Origin of the sequence: Maribellus comscasis (assembly GCF_009762775.1) — a bacterium.
Lineage (GTDB): Bacteria > Bacteroidota > Bacteroidia > Bacteroidales > Prolixibacteraceae > Draconibacterium > Draconibacterium comscasis.
Genome location: NZ_CP046401.1, coordinates 5,855,597 through 5,878,658, shown reverse-complemented (window position 1 = coordinate 5,878,658; position 23,062 = coordinate 5,855,597). Strand labels below are relative to the sequence as shown.

The 23,062-nt window shown below is 37.4% G+C and carries 21 protein-coding genes; all 21 read right to left on the bottom strand.

Annotated features, from left to right (window positions below):
• Positions 1 to 8 precede the first annotated feature (8 nt).
• Entirely contained in the window at positions 9 to 1,145 is a 1,137-nt protein-coding gene (locus tag GM418_RS23825) for a glycosyltransferase family 4 protein (RefSeq protein ID WP_158869702.1), read from the bottom strand.
• Between the two features lie 9 nt (positions 1,146 to 1,154).
• Entirely contained in the window at positions 1,155 to 2,528 is a 1,374-nt protein-coding gene (gene wzy / locus GM418_RS23820) for an O-antigen polysaccharide polymerase Wzy (RefSeq protein WP_158869701.1), read from the bottom strand.
• 402 nt (positions 2,529 to 2,930) lie between these two features.
• A complete protein-coding gene (locus GM418_RS23815; RefSeq protein WP_158869700.1) occupies positions 2,931 to 3,983 on the bottom strand; it encodes a glycosyltransferase in 1,053 nt (350 codons plus the stop codon).
• Between the two features lie 48 nt (positions 3,984 to 4,031).
• Positions 4,032 to 4,964 (bottom strand): glycosyltransferase family 2 protein, encoded by a 933-nt coding sequence (locus tag GM418_RS23810; protein WP_158869699.1) that lies wholly within the window; start codon positions 4,962 to 4,964, stop codon positions 4,032 to 4,034.
• Positions 4,965 to 4,978: 14 nt separating this feature from the next.
• The gene (locus GM418_RS23805) at positions 4,979 to 5,830 is read right to left on the bottom strand and encodes a sulfotransferase family protein (RefSeq protein ID WP_158869698.1); all 852 of its coding nucleotides are present in this window, start codon (positions 5,828 to 5,830) and stop codon (positions 4,979 to 4,981) included.
• 4 nt (positions 5,831 to 5,834) lie between these two features.
• Positions 5,835 to 7,163, bottom strand: coding sequence for a flippase (locus GM418_RS23800; RefSeq protein WP_158869697.1), 1,329 nt, complete (start codon positions 7,161 to 7,163; stop codon positions 5,835 to 5,837).
• Positions 7,164 to 7,374: 211 nt separating this feature from the next.
• On the bottom strand, positions 7,375 to 7,485 hold the full coding sequence (locus GM418_RS32145; protein WP_158869696.1) for a DUF2061 domain-containing protein: 111 nt from the start codon (positions 7,483 to 7,485) through the stop codon (positions 7,375 to 7,377).
• Positions 7,486 to 7,802: 317 nt separating this feature from the next.
• Complete coding sequence (locus GM418_RS23790) at positions 7,803 to 7,997, bottom strand: adenylyl-sulfate kinase (protein ID WP_158869695.1); 195 nt, start codon at positions 7,995 to 7,997, stop codon at positions 7,803 to 7,805.
• A gap of 178 nt (positions 7,998 to 8,175) precedes the next feature.
• Positions 8,176 to 8,295: an adenylyl-sulfate kinase gene (locus GM418_RS31730; RefSeq protein ID WP_246222768.1), complete on the bottom strand. Its 120-nt coding sequence runs from the start codon at positions 8,293 to 8,295 to the stop codon at positions 8,176 to 8,178.
• 153 nt (positions 8,296 to 8,448) lie between these two features.
• Entirely contained in the window at positions 8,449 to 9,606 is a 1,158-nt protein-coding gene (locus GM418_RS31525) for an SDR family NAD(P)-dependent oxidoreductase (protein ID WP_217447583.1), read from the bottom strand.
• A 263-nt stretch (positions 9,607 to 9,869) separates the two neighbouring features.
• The gene (locus tag GM418_RS23775) at positions 9,870 to 10,154 is read right to left on the bottom strand and encodes a GIY-YIG nuclease family protein (RefSeq protein WP_158869694.1); all 285 of its coding nucleotides are present in this window, start codon (positions 10,152 to 10,154) and stop codon (positions 9,870 to 9,872) included.
• A gap of 185 nt (positions 10,155 to 10,339) precedes the next feature.
• Entirely contained in the window at positions 10,340 to 11,644 is a 1,305-nt protein-coding gene (locus GM418_RS23770) for a nucleotide sugar dehydrogenase (protein ID WP_158869693.1), read from the bottom strand.
• Between the two features lie 79 nt (positions 11,645 to 11,723).
• On the bottom strand, positions 11,724 to 12,566 hold the full coding sequence (locus GM418_RS23765; protein WP_158869692.1) for a Gfo/Idh/MocA family protein: 843 nt from the start codon (positions 12,564 to 12,566) through the stop codon (positions 11,724 to 11,726).
• Positions 12,567 to 12,622: 56 nt separating this feature from the next.
• Positions 12,623 to 12,799, bottom strand: coding sequence for a hypothetical protein (locus tag GM418_RS23760; protein ID WP_158869691.1), 177 nt, complete (start codon positions 12,797 to 12,799; stop codon positions 12,623 to 12,625).
• 124 nt (positions 12,800 to 12,923) lie between these two features.
• The gene (locus GM418_RS23755) at positions 12,924 to 13,067 is read right to left on the bottom strand and encodes a hypothetical protein (protein ID WP_158869690.1); all 144 of its coding nucleotides are present in this window, start codon (positions 13,065 to 13,067) and stop codon (positions 12,924 to 12,926) included.
• Between the two features lie 392 nt (positions 13,068 to 13,459).
• Entirely contained in the window at positions 13,460 to 15,379 is a 1,920-nt protein-coding gene (gene cysN / locus GM418_RS23750) for a sulfate adenylyltransferase subunit CysN (protein ID WP_158869689.1), read from the bottom strand.
• 686 nt (positions 15,380 to 16,065) lie between these two features.
• Positions 16,066 to 16,983 carry a sulfate adenylyltransferase subunit CysD gene (cysD, locus tag GM418_RS23745; protein WP_158869688.1) on the bottom strand — a complete coding sequence of 306 codons (918 nt, stop codon included), beginning with the start codon at positions 16,981 to 16,983 and terminating at the stop codon, positions 16,066 to 16,068.
• A 119-nt stretch (positions 16,984 to 17,102) separates the two neighbouring features.
• Positions 17,103 to 17,444 carry a DUF2061 domain-containing protein gene (locus GM418_RS23740; protein WP_158869687.1) on the bottom strand — a complete coding sequence of 114 codons (342 nt, stop codon included), beginning with the start codon at positions 17,442 to 17,444 and terminating at the stop codon, positions 17,103 to 17,105.
• A 104-nt stretch (positions 17,445 to 17,548) separates the two neighbouring features.
• Positions 17,549 to 18,163, bottom strand: a complete 615-nt coding sequence (gene cysC, locus GM418_RS23735) for an adenylyl-sulfate kinase (RefSeq protein ID WP_217447582.1) — start codon at positions 18,161 to 18,163, stop codon at positions 17,549 to 17,551.
• 35 nt (positions 18,164 to 18,198) lie between these two features.
• A complete protein-coding gene (locus tag GM418_RS32140) occupies positions 18,199 to 18,474 on the bottom strand; it encodes a GIY-YIG nuclease family protein (protein WP_158872835.1) in 276 nt (91 codons plus the stop codon).
• 2,049 nt (positions 18,475 to 20,523) lie between these two features.
• Positions 20,524 to 21,939: a nucleotide sugar dehydrogenase gene (locus GM418_RS23725; RefSeq protein WP_158869686.1), complete on the bottom strand. Its 1,416-nt coding sequence runs from the start codon at positions 21,937 to 21,939 to the stop codon at positions 20,524 to 20,526.
• Between the last annotated feature and the right edge of the window lie 1,123 nt (positions 21,940 to 23,062).

The window sequence follows — 23,062 nt, the reverse complement described above, 5'->3', positions numbered from 1 at the left end:
TTAATCACTTACTTCTCAATTATATCTTTATAAATATTCAATCTTTTTAATGCAATTTCCTTGGAACTGAATTTATTGACGTAATTAGATTGCTTAACATAAGTGTTTTTACCATTTATAATTTTTACTAGACACGACAATAAATCATCAGCGTCACCAGGTTCAAAATATAAAATCGAATCGTCATTCGAATCCAATATTTTATTTCCAGATATATTACTTGCCGCGATAGGACATCCAGATACTATCGCCTCTTTTAAAACTCTTGGAGATCCTTCAAAAAAGGATGGCATAATAAACGCGTCAGTATATTTATAAAATGGAAATAATCCATCATGTTTAATTTGGTCAATACGAGTAATACTATCTTCTACTCCATAATACTTTATCATCCTTTCATACCATATTTTATCATTTCTCGATAATTTCCCAATTATAAATAAATGACTATCAAATTTTTCCTTAAGCAAACCTATAGCAGCTAGCATAGTACCAATACCTTTCGCAGGATATATTTTCCCAACATATAATAAGTTTATAGGATATAGGTATTGAGCAGGCTTCACCAATTTTTTAAAATTAGGATATAAATCGATATTAGTGTCCACGACAAAAAAACTAAGTTTCTTACTCTTTGGCAAATCGTATGCTATTTGTTCAGAATTTCCAATAAAATAATTTGAGAATAGAATTGTTATAATTCTATATACTACTGGCTTTATTCGAGACAAGATAATATTGTACGCTTGTCTATACGAAACAAAATCTTTACTATTTGAATCAATTCTCCACCCTTTCTTAACCAGAAAAAAAATTTCTGAACTATACAAGTTTGCAACTTTCTTTATATTTTTAAAATTTAAAAAAAATAAAATCATACTTACCAAACTAACCAAGTGTTCATTTAACAATATAAAATCATCACTTTTCTTCCTCAATCTTTTTAGCTCCATTGCTACTTTAAATGCAAAACTAAAGTATGATTTTGAGTCTAAAACAGCTACATTGCTATCTGTATTATAATTTTCAATTTTTTTACCTACAAAAATTAAATACTTCTCAGAAGCTTTCTTTTGCTCCTCTAGCAATAAAAGATATCTGTCGCGATATAATATAGGATTGTATAACAAAGAGATATAAACCATTTTTAAATCTTAATGACGGACGTGTTTAATTTTTTGTTTTTCAAATTGCCTAAACATATAATATATTATCAATGTCCATATAATATATTTCATAGGCATAAATAAACCGGTTCTTGGGTAGTAGATGCTGTAGCTAAGTAATGTGAAATAAATAATTGAAAAATAAATATTAGTTGTATCTTGCAGTACTTTTTTTCGGATTGACTCAATAAATCTTCCAAATAACAAAAACAACAAAACGGCCCCTACACTCCCAAAAGAAAGATAAACATCTACTACCAAATTTGACCCCAATCCATATGACCTTTGTTTCCCAAAAGTAAGAGTAGTTAAAAAATCAGATGAAGTTTGCAATTCATATCCTGTCAACTTTTCTATAGCTGATTGGGCAAAAGGAACAACAGAAATAGTGGCGGTTAATATCGATGTACTTCCCCAATTGATGCCATTCTTATCAACATATTCCATCCCTACGTACAAATTTCTATTGTTTACAACAAATGATTGAGTTAGCGAATATATTGATTGAAACTGAGATTCATTTTGTGTTCTTTCAATCCCGCGAGAAATAATATTTCCATTTATTTCGTCAACATTTGATGTACGTCCAAGACCAACTAGATGCATCAATGTTAATCCAGAGATTCCCAATATTATTAAATATTTTGCAGAGATGGTTTTTACATGTATAGAATACAAACCGACAATCAACAATAGTAAATTTAATGCAGGACCTCTGTCTCCGATAGAAAGAAAAAGTATTACATAAATTCCGACAGTTATAATATACATTCTTTTTGACTTAAGTAAATCGAGATTTCTAAAAAATAGAATAGAGCTAAGAATAAAACTACACGTCAATAGTTGCAGAATATAAACAGACAGAGATGAATGTTCTTTAAAATTTCCGGCCAAAAACTCTCTGCCCACCGTGGCTACAAATAAAAAGAAAAGAAAAATTGTAAATCGCGTGACTGAGTAATGGCTTAAAAGAAATTTATTTAAGTTATTATGCTCTAATCTATTATTAACATTTTTAATAGACGACGCTCCTAAAATAAAACTACTAGTTAACAACTGTGACAATGCTGTTCCTTTATTTATGTATGTACTATCAAAAGGTAAAGAAAAAACCGTAAAAAATTTTGGATCTATTGGATAAAGTACCGTAGGATAAAAAAAATTGACAAAGAAAAAACTGGTAAAAAACAAAGTGTAAAAATTAACATAGTTTTTTTTGCTTCTGTTAATGATAAAAGGGATTGATTGAAGAAGGAATACAATTGTCACAATACTATTAAATGGGTAGTTATATTTATCTGGTGCCCCAAAAAATAATATAAGAGAAATTATAAAAAAAAATAATTGTATTAAAGATTTCATTAATTTATATTATTTGTAGTAGACTAATCAGTTTTTTGTTTGCCGCTTCACAATTGTATCACGGTTGGTTATAATATTTCATCTTTTTAATTTATATTTTATTGTTAAATAATTCTCTGCGATCTTCTACCATTAGAACTACCCCTAAATAATTTCTCGACACTATCCATATAACCATTTTTGTAATTAAAGCCTTTCATGCAACTATTTCCTTTTTGACTACTGTCTTTCATTATGTTACAAGACTCGACAAAAAGTAATTTAACCTGAATTATCAAAACTATTTCATATATAAATTGTACGGAGATTAAATTTTGAAAATCACCTATGATTTTTATACTATTCATTTTATATGTGTTGTTCAATATTGCCGATTAAAGATTATTACTCAAAATGCATTATTTATTTTTTATCACTATAGTGATAAGAAATGTTAGATTTAATTTTTTGTAATATGAATAAAAATGAGTAGAAAAGATCGTGTTTGAATACATATATCCATGATTTGAAAGCCACGTTAAACATTTTTGCTTTTATCGATCTTAAAGTAAATTTTCCGTAAGTAAATGCAACGTATTTTTTTAAATTATCTAATTCATCCTTATTTTCACATTGATTTTTTGCTTTACCTGAAAGAAAGGGCAAAATAAGATAAACACATATTTTGAGGTTATCTTTTTTGTAATGCGTAGAATTTAATGAATCTGCCCACTTTTTTGCATCAAAGGCAGAAACTCTATATATATACTCCAAATTCCCGGCTAATACTTTTGAACTTAGTAAATAGTCTTTTATATCATAAGACTTCACTGTTTGATTTTTATGAATCCTATACAAAATTCCAATAAAATCAAGGTTTTTCACAAAACCCTGTCTAACTAATCTTGACCACAATTCAAAATCCTGTTTCTTTCTAAACTCTTCGTTGTAAAAAATACTCTTGCCATTTTTATCTACTCTTCGAAACATAGCACTTGAGTGAATAATCGGACTACCTTCAGCTGCTAAAACCCAATTAATGCCTGCATTTGAAACAGGTTTCTCCATTAGTAGATTTGTTCGTTGATCTTCAAAAATATATTTTCCTTGTGTTCCAAGAACAACAAGCCGGTCATCTAATTCAAATTCTTTCAACTGATTTTTAAAACGATCTGGCAAAGAGATATCATCTCCATCCATTCTTGCAACATAGTCTCCTTTAGCAAGCTTCAGGCCAACATTTAGCGATTTTGTAAGTCCAATATTTTCTGAATTCATTATTGTTTCAATTCTTTTATCCCTATCCTTATATTCTGATAATATTTTAGAATTAATATTTCTTTGAGGATTATCATTGATAATAATAAATTCAAAATTTCTAAATGTTTGATTCAAGATAGACTCTATTGATTGTCGCAACCACTCTTCCTTCTCATTAAAAACACTCATTATTACGGATATATCAACTTCTTTCATTGTTCCTTAAATTAATTGAGCTTAGAGTTCCAAAAGTTGAATTCTACATTACTGTATTTCTTGATTTAGCTTATTGTACATTTTTTTGATACGAGATAATATAAATAACAGAAGTATTCTATATTTTAGCATCAATCTAAATTGTTTTAATTTCAAGAATTTTTGATATTTTAAAGATTCATTTATTGGGGTTAGGTACCTATATTTCATTTTAATTCTCCACTTAAGAAATTGAAAAACGCCTATATGCTTTCTAAGTTCATTTCCAACACTTTGAATCCATTTAATATTATCTATTGCATCATCAAATTTTTGAATTGTACTCTCATTGTATCCGGTATAATTCCATTGTGCGACTATTTTATTATAAATAAGAATGTCGCTCTTAAGAGCTAGGCGAAGTATTGATTCCATGTCACTAGAAATAATATTCTTTTCATAAAATTCACCTGATAATGCTGCACTTCTACTATATATTGTCCCCACATGTGCAAACTGATAGGTGGAAAATAATTTCGTCACAAATTCTACTCCAGATATTTTTATAATTTCGTACTTTACTTTATGTTCTCGTTTATACAATTTTCCATTTTCTCTTTTACTTTGCTTACATCCAACTATCAGATTACACTCAGGATATTTACTCAGTAACTTAATTCCCTCACTTATAAATGTTTTATCAAGAAGAAGATCATCACCATCCAAATTAATAACATATTCACCTGTGGCATAATTGTTTAATGCTTTTTTGTAATTAGCTACTCTTCCAATATTGAGTCGATTACGAAAGTATATAATTCTTTTATCTTGATTTTCATAATACCTTGCAATTGCTTCAGTTTTATCAGTTGATTGGTCATCCGCAATAATTATTTCAATATTTGAGTAATCTTGCGAAATTGCACTCTCAATTGTTCTTCCGATGTACTTTTCTTGATTATAAGTCGGTATTATTATACTAACTTTAAAATTTGATTCCATTAAAAAAATATCTTTTAATCCGATAAATTACTATATCCAATTTCTTCTAATTTTGATAATATTTCAGAACTAATCCAATTTTGATCATAATCTTTGTACCTATTTATTGTCCCTGGATTACTAATTTCTTTCTTTAGTGTTTTTATAGCTTCGTCTGTATCTAATCCACCAATAAATTCAATTGTTTTCTTTAATGTTTTATAATTCAAATTAGCAATATTTTCATAATAAATTATCAAAAAATTTTCTTTAAATAATTCCTTACCCTTTTCAATTGCATATTTATTAAACCGATACCATAACTCAAATCGATTTCGCGGCGACTCATCTCTGCTATCTAAGCCAAAGTAATGAGCATAGTTATAGAATTGTTGATCATTTTTTGAATAAACCATATCTAGTCCGTTTCTTATTATTAAAATAAATTTTGAGTTAGGGTAAAATAATTTAATGTCGGGTAAAAATGGAACGCTGTGTGGTTCTTTCCACCCCCAAATTGGATCAATCGGAGATATTCTATTAAAAAAAATATTTTTAACTCGACTAAAAATCCACGTAGGCTTATATCTCCTAAATTGTATAATATGTAATAACGACAATTTAAGTATTTGATACAAATCGGATAGATTAAGTCTTTTATTCAAAAGTAGCTTATTATGAATACTCATTATTTTTTTTACATAATCGCTTTGCTGTTCAAAATACTTGAAGTAGTGTTTTGGTAGTTTAAAAAGAAGTGTAAACGATAGATCGTCCTTAGAAATATTGACATCATATCCAAAACTAAATTTTACTTCCTCAAGAATTCTTACAACAACTCTTGTCCCAGACCCGCTTAATCCGCTTATAATTATAGGTTCTTTCATATCATCAAACTAAAGGAATAGTTGACACTCCCACTTTTTGTTTAGCTATTATCAATTTTACTATATTTTCTCCACTTACAGTTACAGCAGTAGCAATAGCTGCACCTAGTGCTCCCAAAATGGTTATAAAAAAATAATTTAATATAAGATTTAGAATTACGAAGATTAAGGAAATTCTACTGTGAATTCCTTCAAATCCACACATTATCAAAAGTAAACCTGCACACCCAGTAGAAATGTTAAAAAATTGACCAATACCTAAGATAACTAATACCCAATATGCCTCCTCAAATTCCCCTCCCCATAATCCCAATAAAAAATTACCAAGAAAGATGAAGGCAATAAGGCTAACTGTAGCTATTATAATCAATCCAGATGTAACACTTTTTACCATTTTCTCTATTTCTTTTTTTCTATTTTCAGCAAACAGAGCTGCTAATTTTGGTGATATAGCTGAATTTGATATTTGTAAAAAAAAACTAACAAGGAGAGCAATACGAGCTGCTACGTTATAAAGCCCAACCTCTCGGGTTGATCCCAACCATCCTAGCATAATAGTATCTGCATTTGCTGCAATAAGAGCGGTAGATGAAACCAATAGCATAGGTAGTGACATTTTTAACATAGGTTTCGCAATCCAGTTTCTTTTCCCTTTAAAATGAAAAATTCTCTTCCAGTAGATAATCATAGTACTCGTAACTACTATTCTACCAACTGCATAAATAACAGCAATTTTTACAACGTCAATTTCTAAATCAAAAAGAAAAAAACTAGCTAATAAGATTCCTACTACCCAAGTACTTAGTGTTTCATTAACCAAATTACTTTGCCAAATCTTTCGAAATCCGTTCAAAGCCGCACCAAAAACTCGAGAAAATGTCTGTGGGAGCATCACTATAAGTGCCACTGTCAATGGTATCTCAAGGTCAGGTGCATGAAAAACCTTATGTGCGAGGAAAGGTGCCATAACAAGTCCTAATATAGTCAAAACTAACGCTATAAATCCATTGATTATTGATGATGTATAAATACTATCACTAACAAGTTGAAAATCTTTACGCCTATATCCAATCGCAATTTGTTTTACCAAAACCTGTTTCATCCCTAACATAGTAAAAACAAGGAGCAAGGAGACTATCCGATTTGAAAGATTGATTATGCCTAAACCATCAGGGCCAAGTGATCGACCAACAAAAATACTTACAAAAACTCCTACTATCATTCCAAGAACTTTCACCACCATAGATGAAGAAGATTTCCTTAAGACTTCTATAGTGTGTACGTCAAGAAGTGCCAGTTTTTTACGACTATATGTGATTATTTTTTTTACCATACGGGAAAATGGCTTCAAAATACCTGCCAAGTATTATTATGAGTTCACTTCGCCTTTCGGATTCGTGAAGTCGTTCTTCCAATATTTATGCTTTTTTACCGAAACATTTACTTCCTACGACCTCTGTTTTCTATAAAAAATAGATTGATAAACAGATTTATGCCCATCCTCCACGATTCCAAATTACGATATCAGCAGCGCCAATTGTCATTCAAAAATTTATACCTCCGGTTACAACCCAACCAATAATAAATGTGGTCAATGATGCTATAATTCTCCAGATTATTGCTTGTGCCAAGTGACGGCGTGGTTTAACACTCATAATTCTTTAAATTTTTTTAATAAAGGTACTTGGGACTGCAGCACCTACGGATCGCAGATTCGCACTAAAAATGTTGTTTGGTGTAGAAATTTATCTGCATAGTATTTTTAAGTCGTAAGGTTCTGCGAGGCACTGAGGACTCGAAGGACGAAGCGGTCCTATCCCTTTTCTTCCTGTTGCTTACAGGCTCACTAAGGGATCAAGCTTGATTTCAGGGATAATCGCTTTCAACATCTCTGTCACGGTTTCTTTGATATCAAAATAGGTATTAATAACTTCCAAAACGGATTATTAGGAATCTCAAAAGGAGATGAAATTCACGTAAAATTCTTTATTTCTCCGGATCTTGTCCTTTTATATATTCCTTTGAGGTCTCTTTTCTCGCAAACTTCCAACGGCGTATTCACAAACACCTCCAGAAAATCTTCTTTTTCTATAATCTCACGTACGATGTGACGCATTTCATTGGTTGGGCTTATGAACGAACAAATCAGGATAATCCCGCAGTTCATAAACAATTTTAATACTTAGAGACTGTTTTGAATTTATCCATTTATTTTATTATATGTCTTTTTCGTTTATACTGCGTTGAATTTTCCTTAAATAGCTACTGCTATTCGCGTCAAATTCGCCTTGACTAAAACAAAAAATACATCATAATACTTCTAAAAATAAAATCAAAACAGTCTCTTAAGCAATACGCCGGATATTTTCCAAACAGTCTTCTTCTGTAAACTTCAGATTTTTGTTGATACCCGAGCGAACGTTATCGCCATCAAGAATCTGGCAAAAATAGTTGAGTTCAAACAACCGTTTTTCCGGTGCACTGGCCAGTATAGTTTTCCTGAACCTGACAAACCAGTAAACTAGATCACTTTTGCCTGCTGTTTTAGATAGATTTCTTTGGCTGTGCGATCTTCAATTTTGTCAAATGTCGTATAAATATGCTCCATTATTGAATAATTATTTCAAATTTTGCCAATACCACTCACACGCCTTCTCAAACCCATTAGCTGCGCTATACAAAGGCTTATACTCAAGTGTAGCTTTTGCCTTTTCAATATTTGCTAAACTATGTGGAATATCCCCAACCCTAAACTCCCGGAAATCCGGTTCAATTGTAGCTATTATTTCATCAAAACGGGCGAGGTTTTGTTTTAGTGCATCAAAAAGTTTGAGGAGCGTGGTGTTTTCGCCATAGGCGATGTTGAATACTTCGTGGAAAGAAGATACCACTCCGTCTCCCGAATCCTCGGGAGCCACCCCTCCTCCGGAGGAAGGGAAATTCTTGTCCTTTGCTTGTTCGGTGGTGTTGGTATGAGGTCCCTTCGGTCGCTCCACTCCCTCGGTAGATCGTACTTCTGGACCGGCATCTTCCTCGCGAAGTCGTGCCTCATAAAGTTTTTTTCTTTCGATGATATCCTGCGCATGTGTTAACAGTGCCTTTTCATTGGCTTGGATGACGTTTTCGATGTAGGTAAAATCTCGGCTGTAGGAGCCGTCGCCGTTAATTACCGGGCTCTGGTGGTTCAAAAATGCTTTTACCCACAAAGGGATTACGGCGGCATAAGCACCGTTGGGGTCCTGCCGGCGGCCAAATACATTAAAATACCGTAAGCCTATACACTGCATTCTATAGGTTCGGGCAAACACATCGGCATACAATTCGTTTACATATTTGGTTACGGCGTAAGGCGAAAGGGGCTTGCCAATTCTTTCTTCCACTTTGGGGAATTCCTTACTGTCGCCATAGGTGCTGGAACTGGCCGCATAGACAAAACGCTGAATCCCCTCATCGCGGGTTGCTACCAGCATATTTATAAACCCGCTTACATTTACTTCATTGGAAGTAACCGGGTCGTTGATGGAACGGGGTACGCTGCCCAGCGCTGCCTGGTGTAGTACACCATCGCAACCTTTAACCGCTTTTCGGCAGGTTTCCAAATCCCGGATATCGCCTTTTATAAATCTAAATTCTTTTTTCCCGTAATGGTGGTAGATATTTTTTTCAAAACCGGTGGCGAGGTTATCGAGGACAACGACCTGGTGGCCTTTTTCCAGGAAGTGGTCAACTAGGTTGCTGCCTATGAACCCTGCTCCGCCGGTAATTAGTATTTTCATAATTTTTTAAGTGCTAAAAGTCATAAGTTTGCCGCGGTCGCTTTGCTCCCTCGCAAAATCGTACCACGAATGTTGTTTTGTGCTGAGATATCCGTGCACAAAAAATTATTAAGTGCAAGATTCCACGAGGAACAAAGTGACGAAGTGGTCTCATACCCTGCCTCCATAACATTTTTGTACTTCGAAGGTATGGAATACTGTACATGTTAATTGCTAAAAGTCGTGGGGCTGCTTCGTCGTGCCTCCTCGCAGACTCGTGCTTCTTATAATATTTTGTATAGGTCTTTCCATTCGGGATTCATATTCTCAATTAACTTTATCTTTCTTGCCCGGTTCCCCGCTTTTAGTTGCCGTTCCCTGTCTCTGGCATCAATGATGCTTTCGAACTCCTCATACCAGACCAGCTTGTCAGCATTGTACCGCGCTGTAAAAGCATTGGGATACTTTTTTGTCTGGTGGCTTTCCATGCGACTTTTCAGATTGCTTGTCACGCCAGTGTATAAAACCTTGTTGGCTTTGTTGGTGACAATGTAGGTACAGGCTTTCATTTATTATCTCACTGCTTAAAGTGATAAGTTCCCTTCGTCGCAAGCTCCTCGGGAAGTCTTGCTGATTCCTTCGGTCATTCTTCCCTCGGAAAATCGTATTCCTAAGTTTTTTAAATGCAGGATTCCACTAGGGAGGAACGACCGAAGTGGTCTCATTAACCTCCTGCTGTAATTTTCAAGAACCTTTACAGTCTTCCATCCACTTTCTCTTTTGGCCAGATGCCTTTAATATCGTAAATCACCGCATTATGCCCGTTGCGCAATTTTGCCACATCTATATTCCTGAATTCATTGTGTGACACGGCCAATACAATCCCATCATATCTCACATCAGTATAATTGTCGACGAGCTTTAATCCATACTCTAATTCTACTTCATCTTTACCTGCCCAGGGATCATACACATCCACTTCACAGCCGTATGCTTTGAGCTCTTTTATAACATCTATGGCTTTGGTATTGCGTATATCAGGGCAGTTTTCTTTAAAGGTGATACCCAGAACTAAAATCCTGCTGTTTTTCACGGCATGTCCGTTGTGAATCAACAATTTTACAACTTGTGATGCTACCCAGACCCCCATACCGTCATTCATACGCCGGCCGGCAAGAATAATTTCAGGATTGTAACCTACTTCCTGCGCTTTTTGCGCCAAATAGTAAGGATCTACACCAATACAATGCCCACCTACCAAACCAGGAGTAAACGGAAGGAAGTTCCATTTTGTTCCGGCAGCCAGTAACACCTCCTTTGTATCAATCCCCAGACGGCTAAATATTTTAGCCAGTTCATTTACAAAAGCAATATTAATGTCGCGTTGCGAATTTTCGATAACCTTGGCAGCTTCGGCCACTTTAATGGAAGGAGCCAAATGAGTTCCGGCCACAATAACTGATTTATACAATTCATCAACTTTTGCCGCAGTCTCTGGTGTAGAACCGGATGTTACCTTTTTTATTTTGGTAACCGTATGTTCTTTATCGCCGGGATTTATTCTTTCCGGAGAATAACCTACAAAAAAATCTCTGTTAAAAGTTAATCCTGAAAACTTTCCCAATACAGGGATGCAGTCTTCCTCAGTTGCACCGGGATAAACTGTAGATTCATAAATAACAATATCATTTTTCTTTAGCACCTTCCCTACTGTTTCAGATGCTTTTACCAAAGGGGTAAGTACAGGACGATTGTTCTTATCTGTTGGCGTGGGAACTGTTACAATAAAAATATTACATTGGGCGATATCCCCGGGAGAGGTGGTTAGGAAAAGGCCGGCATCTCGCCCGGAAGACCCTTCAATTCCATTCAGGGTGACAAGCACGGATTGCAAATTTTTATTATCCACTTCAAGTGTGGAGTCATGTCCCGCATTTAACTCCTTAATACGTTCCTGTTTAATGTCGAAACCAACAACAGGATACTTTTTTGCAAATTCAACAGCCAATGGCAGACCTACATAACCGAGTCCTACTATAGCTATTTTTGTTTGGTTCATATCTTTTTAGATTAGTATAAATTAAGAGATTTTTTATATTTATTTATCAATATCAATTATTTCCCGAATATGAGACTATTTATTCAGACTTTGAAACCAAACGTATGGTCTCTGCTACCTCACGTATCCCAAATCCTTTTTTGTTTAAAATATCACGATAACTTTTTTCAAATAAACCTTCATCCGGTTTGCCTAACGATATTTCTTTCCCATTTATAACGATTTCCAGTTTTCTTCTCTTTTCTATTTCAATAAGCTGATTATTGAGTTCAAAATTAACAGTGGCATTTTCAAGTGAAAGCACACCTTTAATTTCTGTAGCCGATTCTTTATTGATTTCCAGTTTTACCGGTTTTCCATATATCCAGATTAATGCATCAAAAAAATGATACCCCAAAATAGTGAGTAATCCCCCCGATTTAGACGGTTCTCCTTTCCAACTTTGTTTAAACCATTTTCCCCTGTAGGAATAATTTCTAAAATCAACGTAAACATTCTCTCCCGGAACAAAATTATTTTTCAATTCTTGTAATGCTGAACTATACCTGTACTGCAATACATTATAAACTTTGTTGTTTGACTTTTCTTCCCAGTGTTTTACTTCTTCATATTCCTTTTTTGTTAAAACCAAAGGGCTTTCACAAATTACATCGCACTGGTTTTCCAACGCAAAACGAATATGTTGAGCATGCAGGTATGATGGCGAACAAACCGTGATAAAATCAATAGAGTTGTTATTTACAAAGGTTTGGGCGTCTTCAACTGATTTGAAATATTCACATTCTGGAAAATATTCATCCAAAATTTCGAGATTATCATTTGGGTCGATGGCAGCGACTACCTTGCCCCTAACTGTTTTAACGGCTCTCAAATGCTTTACTGCTACGTAACCAGCTACCCCTATTATGATAAATTTTTTCATTTCTATCCCCAAAATTTCCTCAAAATTAACCTTTTTATTCCGCTCTCAATAATGATTTAATTAAATAGGGAAAACTTTATTTTTGGAAAAAAATCCAGAATCCGGTCGATATTGATTTCGTTCCCTTCAAACCTGAAGATCAGTTTGGCATTATCCGGTTTTTCGTATTCCAAATCTACCCCGGGCGGGTTTTCAATTTCACCTTTTTTTCCCTGCTTGCGCAGATTTGCCATCTGTGCCATTGTTGAAAATAAACCTATTTTATCACAATAACATCTAATAGTCTCCGCTACCGCAATTCTATTAATCTGTTGTGGTGGAGGTTATGGTTGTCGTGCAGCTTTGGTCGCTTACTAATTATTTCTGATGCTGCAATGGTATACGGACAAAGTCAGAATCAAAAGTAAGCAATGGTAAATCAAGATACTCCGCAGCCTTCTGCGAACCATTCAGCAGGTAAATGAGCGCATTAGTATCCGAAATAACACTAACCCCATTCATCCCTTATCCTATTTTGGTATTCCAATGCATCTTCTCCAAATTTACCATATCAACATGCCTTTGGGCGTCAAATTTCTTAACAGGTTCTAATTTATTCAGTGCTTCAGTTAATATTTTTACTGTCCTGATTTTTTAAACTCCCAATGTCATAATTTATAGTATTTTGATGTTGCAAAGTTAATTTATTGAATGAATCTTGAAAGTACCAGTACTGGAAAACAGGTTACTGAGTGTCTCTGATAGTAAAAGAAGAGCCCGGAATTGACAATGTAAATATTAGCACTCAAAAAATCAAACATAGATAACAAGGATAACGCGAAGCAGATAACGGAAAGAAGTCGAAATTGTCGTTGTTGTCGTTGTTGTCATGGTTGTCTCAGTGTTGTCATATATCATTGGTTTGGAAAAATTTTCTCTTTTGCCAGATAATCCAACACTATATCAATATTCAACCCGTTATTCTCCGGTTTTAAAAACAACACAGCATTAGCAGGAGTCTCATACTCCAAATCCATTCCGGGGACATTTTCAGTTTTTCCTTCGTCAATTAAACTGTAGAGCTCAGGTTTGTTTCGTTTGCAATAATCCATGGTGGCATCCATGTACAACAGGTGAAACCGTTCTTCGCCAATAATTTGTGCAATCTGTTTCCGTAGCGAACTGTTCCTTGAAATAAATGAACAGATGGTAATGATTCCCTGATCGTTTAACATTTTGCTGATGTGTGCCACACGGCGCAGGTGTTCGGCACGGTCGGCCGGCGAGAAATCAAGTTCTTTGTTCAGTCCCGTCCTTAATGAGCTTCCATCGAGAAGAACCACTGTTGCACCATTTTCAAACAATTTCTTTTCAAGGCTGAATGCCAGTTCGTTTTTACCTGAACCGTGCAGTCCGGTAATCCAGATGGTTTCTCCTTTCTGGTTTAGTTTTTTCTGCCGCTCTGCTATGGTAACAAGCGATTTCCCTTTGGCAATGGTTTCTTTGTCCGTATCGGTAATTCTTGATGGCAGGTTTTTGCTTCCCAGTTTGTCAATAATCATTCCAACCGCACAGGTATTATGCGTTACCGGGTCAATCAAAATAAATGAACCGGTCTGGCGGTTTTGGGTATATGGATCAAAAAACAAAGGCTTTGTGGTAGTAATTACCACACGCCCGATTTCATTTAATTTGAAATTTTCAATATTCGATTTTTCCAGTGTGTTTACATCCACTTTGTATCTTATCTGGTCGATTTTTGCCTTGGTATTGTTGTTGGCGTGTTTGATGTAAAACGGTGTGGAAAGGTCCATCTCATTTTCATCCATCCAAACCAGCATGGCTTCAAAATGACGTTCTACACGCGGGCGGTTGTCGGGATGGACGATCATATCACCACGCGAGATGTCGATTTCGTCTTCCAGTGTAACCGTTACCGACTGCGGTGGGAAAGCATAATCCAGTTCGCCGTCGTATGAAACAATCGATTTAACTTTCGACGTTTTTAATGAAGGAAGTACCAGTATGTCGTCTCCTTTTTTGATAATTCCGGAAGCTACCGAAGTAGAAAAACCACGGAATTTTATATCAGGCCGAAGTACAAACTGCACAGGGTAACGCAAATCGGTAAAGTTACGGTCGCTGCTGATGTGAACTGTTTCCAGAAATTCCAGTAAACTGTTTCCGTGATACCAGGGTGTGCGTTCCGATGTTTCCACCACATTATCGCCTTTCAATGCAGAAAGCGGGATATAATGAATATCCGGAATATCGAGCTGGGCCACAAAGGTTTCATAATCTTTTCGGATTTTTTCAAACACTTCCTGTCTAAAATCCACCAAATCCATTTTGTTTATGGCCACAACCACGTGTTTTATTCCCAGTAGACTGGCCAGATATGTATGGCGTTTGGTCTGGGTGATTACTCCGTGGCGGGCATCAATCAGGATAATGGCCAGGTTTGCGGTTGAACCACCGGTTATCATATTCCGTGTGTACTGCTCGTGCCCGGGTGTGTCGGCAATGATAAATTTTCGTTTTGCAGTTGAAAAATAGCGGTAGGCTACATCAATGGTGATTCCCTGTTCACGTTCAGCTTTTAGCCCGTCGAGAAGAAGCGCATAATCGATGTCTTCTCCTGCATGCCCAACCCTTTTGCTGTCGCGTTCGAGAGCCGCCAGCTGATCCTCATACAGCATTTTACTGTCGAACATTAACCGGCCTATAAGGGTTGATTTACCGTCGTCGACGCTGCCGGCTGTCAGTAAACGGAGTAAATCTTTTCTTTGGTCCTGGTCGAGAAATGCTTTTATGTCTAAATTGATGTTTTCCATATTCAAATTGTTTTTGTCTTGTCAGACGGACTTTCATTTTTGCCTTGATGCAAAAACGAAACAAAAAAATCAAGAAAATTTTATCCTTCCACCCATAAAACCTACGCTGGCCCGGGCCAAATTTTCATCCTTCGCACGTATCCCGACGTTGTCAGGATTATGGAAAGTTCTTAACATTATATCCAATTCTAATGTGTTTATAGTTCTTTAATTTCTTTTATCGATTCATTGGGTGTGCCGGATTGGCCCCTTTAGGGCTTAGGGGTCGCGCGGGATTAGTCTGATTCGCCGTAGTCAACGCTGCACGTAATAAATCCTTTTTTTGCTCCCGATCTAAAAATGCTTTTATGTCTAAATTGATGTTTTCCATATACTAAAGTGTTTTGTCCTACCGGACGGGTTTTCATTTTTCTCCGATGAGAAAACCGAAACAAAAAGAATCTTGTCAAAATTAACCTTTGCGATTTTTCAAAGCGCCAACTTAGCCCGATCAACGGAATTTTGACGTGCCCGCAGCCAGAACATTTATTTTAGTTGAATACTCACTTAAAATTTATTCCTAAGCTTAATAAAATAGTTTCTTTAATAGGAAGTGCCGACTTTGAGCTGGCTGAGTTCGTATTTTTTGTTTTGTTTTACTCCGATTTGTTCCTCCCCTTTGGGGAGGTTAGGTGGGGCTCCCATTCCTAAAAATACCCTTCTCGTTTTTTCTGTTCCATACTTGCTTCCTGGTCGAAGTCAATAACACGGGTTGTCCGTTCAGAAACAGTAACGGTCATCATTTCTTCCACGATTTTTTCAATGGTGTCGGCTTCTGATTCAACTGCACCTGTTAAGGGGTAACATCCCAGGGTACGAAAACGTACTTTTCGCATTTGTGCCTTATCGCGTAATTCTTTGGGCATGCGCTCATCGTCAACCATAATCAGGCTGCCGTCAATATCAACAATCGGGCGCTCTTTTGCATAATAAAGCGGTACAATCGGAATATTCTCCAAACGTATGTACTGCCAGATATCGAGTTCTGTCCAGTTAGAAATTGGGAAAACCCGGATTGATTCACCTTTGTGAACCTTGGCATTGTATATATTCCACAGTTCCGGGCGCTGGTTTTTGGGGTCCCACTGGTGAAATTTATCACGGAATGAGAAAATACGTTCCTTTGCACGTGATTTTTCTTCGTCGCGGCGGGCGCCTCCAAAAGCGGCGTCAAACTTGTATTTATTCAATCCGGCCAACAGGGCCTGTGTTTTCATTACATCGGTATGCACCTTGCTTCCGTGGGTAAAAGGGCCAATCCCTTTTTCAAAACCTTCTTTGTTGTAGTGAACAATCAAATCCCAGCCCTTTTCTTTGGCATAATTGTCACGGAATTCAACCATTTCTTTGAATTTCCACTTCGAATCGATATGCATTAACGGAAACGGGACTTTGCCCGGATAAAAGGCTTTCTCTGCTAACCGGACCATTACCGAAGAGTCTTTTCCAATCGAGTAAAGCATAACCGGGTTTTCAAATTCGGCAGCTACTTCCCGTATGATGTGAATCGCTTCGGCTTCCAGTTCGCGTAGGTTTGTGAGAGAGTATTCTTTATTTGTTGTCATTGTTGTCGTTTTTATGGTTGTTGGTCACTGGTAGTAAAAGCCCCCCCTAACCCCTCCAAAGGAGGGGAATCAAAGGAATTTGTAAACATTTCCAATTTATAGGTAAAATGTGCTCAAAGTTATAAGTCTGCGCCGTCTTTGCGACTCGCAGAGCCGTGCTTCCAAAAATCTTCGACCTCTGATTCTACCCGTACTTTAGCCTCCTGTACTTTCTGTTTTCTTTTAAAAATGGGTTGATAGACGGATTTATGCCCGTCTTCCACAATTCCAAATTTGGAGTGATACCAAAGTCGTTCATGAAAATAATAAAGTACAATTTTGATAACAACATCAGCTGCGCCAATGGTCATTCCAAAATTTAAGTCTCCGGTAACGACCCATCCGATCATAAATGTGGTCAATGATGCAATAATTCTCCAGGTTATTGCTTTTGCCAGGTGCCGGCGTGGTTTTACTGACATAAAAAAGCCCCCTCTGTCATCACCGCTGCATTCCTCACGCAGATATCTCCCTTATAAAGGGAAAAAATATGATTTAGTAATTTCATGTTTTTTCTTTTGGTTGTTTATAAACTCACTAAAGGATCAAACTTAATCTCCGGGATAATGGCTTTTAACATTTCTGTTACTGTTTCACTGATATCGGGACTGGTATTGACAACTTCCAAAAACGGATTATCGGGAAGCTCAAAAGGAGATGAAATACCGGTAAAATTTTTAATCTCTCCGGCTCTTGCTTTTTTGTAAAGTCCTTTAGGATCGCGCTGTTCACATACTTCCAAAGGTGTGTTTACAAACACCTCCAGAAAATCGTCTTCACCAATAATCTCGCGTGCCATATGACGCATTTCATTGGTTGGACTGATAAACGAACAAATCAGGATAATCCCACAGTTCATAAACAGCTTGGAGACTTCAGCAATACGCCGGATATTTTCCAGACGGTCTTCTTCAGTAAACTTCAGGTTTTTGTTGATACCTGAACGAACGTTGTCGCCATCAAGAATCTGGCAAAAATAATTCAGTTCAAACAGGCGTTTTTCCAGTGCACTGGCCAGTGTAGTTTTTCCGGAGCCGGATAACCCGGTTAACCAAATAACTTTACCTTGTTGTTTTAAATAAATTTCTTTAGCACTACGGCCCTTTATTTTATCGAATGTAGTGTATATATTTTTTTCCATAATGTGATTATATTTTTTATTCCATAAAACCGTGTTCACCCTGTGAAATAAGATTTGAGACGATTACCCAAATACATTTTCCCATAATGTGTTTTCAAATGTTTTTCTCGTTTAGTTGCATCCTGCTGGTTAAGACATCCTTCAAAGTAAATTAATTTGAAAGGTCTCCTATTTTTAGTGGACTCAACGAGTCCATTTTGATGAGCCTCAAATCTTGATGGCAAATCTTTGGTATACCCTGTATAGTATTTACCATCTTTTATACTCTTTAGTACATAAACCCAATAATATTCATCGAAAAAATTTGCCATCATTTCACAGGGTAAACCAGATCACCTTTGCCTGTTGTTTTAAATAGATTTCTTTTGCATAGCGATCCTTGATCTTGTCAAAAGTTGTGTAAATGTGGTTTTGCATATAGAATATTGTATCTAAAATCAAAAAAATCGTTTGTCGCAAGTTCCCCTGGAAATCGTACCTCGATTTATCTTAGGGATACGAATGTTCTTATTTCAAGATTTGTTGGATGCTTTGATATAAGCCTTCTTTCAACAACTGCAATTATTAAATTTTGAAGTTTATTAATCTTCAACAATTAATTGCTGAATCATGTATTACTTTCTCATCGTCTCAGTGCTCACAGTCTAATTTTCTCATTACTCACCGCTCAACTCTGTTTCTTACCCGGGCTTTGGCCCAAACCCCAATTCCTTTTGTCTTGCCAGACGGGCTTTACTCTTTGTCTTGACACAAAGAGTAAACACGAGGAAGGCATTTCCGAGCCAAGACTGAAAATCTTTTTGAAACAAAACTACGGACAGGTAAATCCACGCAGTGCAAACTCCCCTTCCTTCTTCGGGTCAAACAGCACTGCTTCAATAGCCCTCATAATTTCCCTTTCCTTGTTTTGTAATCAAAAACTTTTAGGTCACCTAAATAATGATCTTTAAGTGCTAGTATGGTTATTCTTCACGCTTTTACTCTTAGGCTGGTCCGTTCTTAACGTGTCGTCTGTTCTTTTTATAGGTCTTATCCTTTGACTTCTTTTTCTATGTAAAACGTTCGCTACTCTTTTCTCATCGTCTCAATGCTCACTTTCTCTCCGCTCATCTCTTACCAGCGACGGGGCCTTGCCCCGAACCCCACTTCATTTCTTTTCCTTGATGAAAAGAAACAGAAGCAAAGAAAAATCAAGAAAATTTTATCCTTCTCCCCTCATAGCCTTCGCCGGCCCGGGCCAAATTTTCACCCTGCGCGCCTTTCTTATAATCATAGCGCTCTTCTTCTTTCACACACTCTCACCGCTCACTGCTCATCTCCCTTCTCACCTTCTCAGTGCTCCCCCTCTCAGAGCTCTCTCTTTTACGCTTTTACTCTTAGGCGGGTCGGTTCTTAACATGATCTTTTTTTATTTTTAGTCTTTGACTTTTTCTATATAAAACGTTTGCCACTCATTTCTCATCACTCACCCTCTCATCTTCTCTCTTCCCAGTGCTCAAAGTCTCAATCCTCATCCCAGCTTCTTAACGGGGCTTTGCCCCGAGCCCCAAATACTTTTCTCCTTAGATGAGAAAAGTATTCAAAAGAATCAAGCCAAAGTTATCCTTCAACGCTTTAGGCCTGCACCGGCCCGGGCTACTTTGGCAGGCCTACGCACCTTTATCCGCCGGAGGCGGATTATTAAAAATTTTTAACTTTCTATCTAATCCTATTGTGTTTATAATTCTTTAAAACTCTTTTCCAGCTCAAATTAGTGCGTCAGCTTTTCCCTTGTTGGGCAAGGCTGGCAACCGGCTATTTTTATCTTTAACTTCTATTTTTTATGAAAAACGTTCGCTACTCTTTTCTCATCGTCTCAGTGCTCACTTTCTCTCCGCTCATCTCTTACCAGCGACGGGGCCTTGCCCCGAACCCCACTTCATTTCTTTTCCTTGATGAAAAGAAACGGAAGCAAAGAAAAATCAAGAAAATTTCACTTCATTGGTATATGATTTGAGTTTTATCTACCTTGATTAAAAATGAGTTCAAAGTTAATCTGACTATCGTAACCAGTGGAACTCACAATGGGCATGAAATCCATGAAAATAAGATTTTGTATCCCCATGTTCGTTTCATCCTTCCACGCTTTTAGCCAACGCCGGCCCGGGCCAAATTTTCACCCTGCGCGCCTTTCTCATAACCATAGTGCTCTTCTTCTACATTCACACGCTCTCATCGTCCCGGTGCTCACTCTCTCACTACTCACCGCTCTCATCTCTCTCCGTCTCAGTGCTCCCCCATCTGTCTTCTTATCGTCTCAATGCTTTTTCCAAAGTATTCCTATAGTTATGAGAATACGTTGAGATTGACGCATCACTGGTTTATAATTTATACACCTTGTCATCTGCTTCTTTTATCATATTTCGCAGGTCGACAATGAGTCGGGCATGTTTTTGTATCTTTTTGATATCAAATACCGAGTGGTTGGTGGTGAGGACGACACAGTCGGCATTTTTTATGGTTTCCTCATCTAAATCTAAGGAATAAAAGATATTTCCTTCGTTTGTTTGTACCTCCGGGATATAGGGGTCGTGGTAGGTCACTTTCCCGTCTTTAAAAAACAGGATATCCATAATCCGGAGTGCCGGAGATTCCCGTTCATCGTTGATATCGGGTTTAAAAGCGACACCCAGAAAGAGAATGGTACTGCCGCTTACTGCCTTCTGCTGCCGGTTAAGGGCAGCTGCGATTTTGATGTACATGTAATGCGGCATCCGCATGTTGATATGACCTGCTGCATGAATCATGGAGAGGTCGAAATTGTATCGTTTGGCAATGTGCTCCAGGTAAAAAGGGTCAAGCGGGATACAGTGTCCGCCTACACCGGGCCCGGGATAAAAAGCCTCAAAACCAAAGGGTTTTGTTTTTGCCGCTTCAATGACTTCCCATATGTTGATGTCCATTTTTCCGGCTAAGAGTGCCAGTTCATTAATCAGGCTGATGTTGACCAGCCGGTAGGTATTTTCGAGAATTTTTACCATTTCAGCCACTCGGGGTGAACTCACGGGGTGGATGGTGTCAACGGCTTTTTTGTAAAGCGCCTGTCCGATTTCGAGTCCGTCGGGAGTAAGAGAGCCCAGCACCTTGGGAGTGTTCCGGGTGTGGTAGTTTTTGTTGCCGGGATCTACTCTTTCAGGGCTGTAGGCCAGCCAGAAAGGAGTAGCCCCCCTCAATCCCCCCGTGGGGGGGAGGTTGGGATCGGTGCCGGTATTATGAGATCCCTCACTTCGCTCCGCTTCGTTCGGGATGACAGTTTCGTTAAAGTGCGGGTTGCTTTTAGTGGCTTCAAGTATAATAGGCAGCATAAAGTCTTCAGTGGTGGTGGGGTATGTGGTACTTTCCAGACAAATAAAAGTGCCGGGTTTGATGTTTTTACCGGTTTCAATGCAGGCAGACTCAATATATGTCATGTCGGGTTTGTGAAAACGATCCAATGGTGTTGGTACACATATGATAATCGCATCGCATTCACTGATTTTTGAATAGTCGGAAGTAGCGATAAGGGTTTTATTGTCCAATACCACTTCCCGCAGGACCTTATCCGCTATGTCGCTGATATAGTTTTCGCCCCGGTTGATTTTGTTTACCCGATCAGATGACTGTTCAAAACCAAATACTTTTACCCCGGAACCGGCAAAGTTCACAGCAAGAGGCAACCCTACATACCCCAAGCCGATAATACCAACAACTTCCCGGTTTTGGGCTATTTTTTTAAGGATTTGGTTTTTATAGTTCATGGAATAATAACAATTATATTTTGAGTCTGTGATGTTTTATAGAACGTACGTCACCCTGAACTTATTTGAATAATATGAGGATTGTACGTTTTTTTGTTTTAGTATTCTTAATTTATTGCTTTTCTCAATCCTCATCTCTGCTTCTTAACGGGGCGTTGCCCCATACCCCAAATACTTTTCTCCTTAGATGAGAAAAGTATTCAAAAGAATCAAGCCAAAGTTATCCTTCAACGCTTTTGGCCTGCACCGGCCCGGGCTACTTTGGCAGGCCTACGCACCTTTATCCGCCGGGGGCGGATTATTAAAAGTTTTTAACTTTCTATCTAAATTCTATTGTGTTTATAACTCTTTAAAGCTCTTTGCCTGCTCAAATTCGTGCGTCAGCTTTTCCCTTGTTGGGCAGGGCTGGCAATGGCGATTTTTGTCTTTAACTTCTATTTTTCGTAAAAAACTTTCGCTACTCATTTCTCACTGTCTCATCATCTCACTACTCATCGCTCTCTTCTCACCGTCTCAGTGCTCACCCTCTCATTTTCTCACTACTCACCGCTCATCTCTGCTTCTTAACGGGGCGTTGCCCCGAGCCCCAAATACTTTTCTCCTTAGATGAGAAAAGTATTCAAAAGAATCAAGCCAAAGTTATCCTTCAACGCTTTAGGCCTGCACCGGCCCGGGCTACTTTGGCAGGCCTACGCACCTTTATCCGCCGGGGGCGGATTATTAAACGTTTTTAACTTTCTATCTAAATTCTATTGTATTTATAATTTTTTAAAACTCTTTGCCAGCTCAAATTCGTGCGTCAGCTTTTCCCTTGTTGGGCAGGGCTGGCAACGGCTATTTTAGTCTTTGACTTTTATTTTCTGTATAAAACGTTCGCTACTCATTTCTCATCGCTCAATATCTTATCGCTTTCTTCTCACCGTCTCAGTGCTCAAAGTCTCAACCCTCGTCTCTGCTTCTTAACGGGGCTTTGCCCCGAACCCCACTTCATTTCTTTTCCTTGATGAAAAGAAACGGAAGCAAAGAAAAATCAAGAAAATTTCACTTCCCTGGTATATAATTTGAGTTTTATCTACTTTGATTAAAAAATGAGTTCAAAGTTAATCGACTCCTTTTAACCCGT

What these genes read in the sequence shown, in the direction of transcription:
- GM418_RS32145 (WP_158869696.1), bottom strand. Translation starts at nt 7,485, where the DNA reads ATGAGTGTTAAACCACGCCGTCACTTGGCACAAGCAATAATCTGGAGA.
- GM418_RS32140 (WP_158872835.1), bottom strand. Translation starts at nt 18,474, where the DNA reads ATGGCAAATTTTTTCGATGAATATTATTGGGTTTATGTACTAAAGAGT.
- GM418_RS23725 (WP_158869686.1), bottom strand. Translation starts at nt 21,939, where the DNA reads ATGAACTATAAAAACCAAATCCTTAAAAAAATAGCCCAAAACCGGGAA.
- GM418_RS23815 (WP_158869700.1), bottom strand. Translation starts at nt 3,983, where the DNA reads ATGAAAGAAGTTGATATATCCGTAATAATGAGTGTTTTTAATGAGAAG.
- GM418_RS23800 (WP_158869697.1), bottom strand. Translation starts at nt 7,163, where the DNA reads ATGGTAAAAAAAATAATCACATATAGTCGTAAAAAACTGGCACTTCTT.
- GM418_RS23770 (WP_158869693.1), bottom strand. Translation starts at nt 11,644, where the DNA reads ATGAACCAAACAAAAATAGCTATAGTAGGACTCGGTTATGTAGGTCTG.
- GM418_RS23760 (WP_158869691.1), bottom strand. Translation starts at nt 12,799, where the DNA reads ATGGCAAATCTGCGCAAGCAGGGAAAAAAAGGTGAAATTGAAAACCCG.
- cysC (WP_217447582.1), bottom strand. Translation starts at nt 18,163, where the DNA reads ATGGAAAAAAATATATACACTACATTCGATAAAATAAAGGGCCGTAGT.
- GM418_RS31525 (WP_217447583.1), bottom strand. Translation starts at nt 9,606, where the DNA reads ATGAAAATACTAATTACCGGCGGAGCAGGGTTCATAGGCAGCAACCTA.
- GM418_RS23765 (WP_158869692.1), bottom strand. Translation starts at nt 12,566, where the DNA reads ATGAAAAAATTTATCATAATAGGGGTAGCTGGTTACGTAGCAGTAAAG.
- wzy (WP_158869701.1), bottom strand. Translation starts at nt 2,528, where the DNA reads ATGAAATCTTTAATACAATTATTTTTTTTTATAATTTCTCTTATATTA.
- cysN (WP_158869689.1), bottom strand. Translation starts at nt 15,379, where the DNA reads ATGGAAAACATCAATTTAGACATAAAAGCATTTCTCGACCAGGACCAA.
- GM418_RS23810 (WP_158869699.1), bottom strand. Translation starts at nt 4,964, where the DNA reads ATGGAATCAAATTTTAAAGTTAGTATAATAATACCGACTTATAATCAA.
- GM418_RS23825 (WP_158869702.1), bottom strand. Translation starts at nt 1,145, where the DNA reads ATGGTTTATATCTCTTTGTTATACAATCCTATATTATATCGCGACAGA.
- GM418_RS23775 (WP_158869694.1), bottom strand. Translation starts at nt 10,154, where the DNA reads ATGAAAGCCTGTACCTACATTGTCACCAACAAAGCCAACAAGGTTTTA.
- GM418_RS23740 (WP_158869687.1), bottom strand. Translation starts at nt 17,444, where the DNA reads ATGTCAGTAAAACCACGCCGGCACCTGGCAAAAGCAATAACCTGGAGA.
- cysD (WP_158869688.1), bottom strand. Translation starts at nt 16,983, where the DNA reads ATGACAACAAATAAAGAATACTCTCTCACAAACCTACGCGAACTGGAA.
- GM418_RS23790 (WP_158869695.1), bottom strand. Translation starts at nt 7,997, where the DNA reads ATGAACTGCGGGATTATCCTGATTTGTTCGTTCATAAGCCCAACCAAT.
- GM418_RS23755 (WP_158869690.1), bottom strand. Translation starts at nt 13,067, where the DNA reads ATGAATGGGGTTAGTGTTATTTCGGATACTAATGCGCTCATTTACCTG.
- GM418_RS23805 (WP_158869698.1), bottom strand. Translation starts at nt 5,830, where the DNA reads ATGAAAGAACCTATAATTATAAGCGGATTAAGCGGGTCTGGGACAAGA.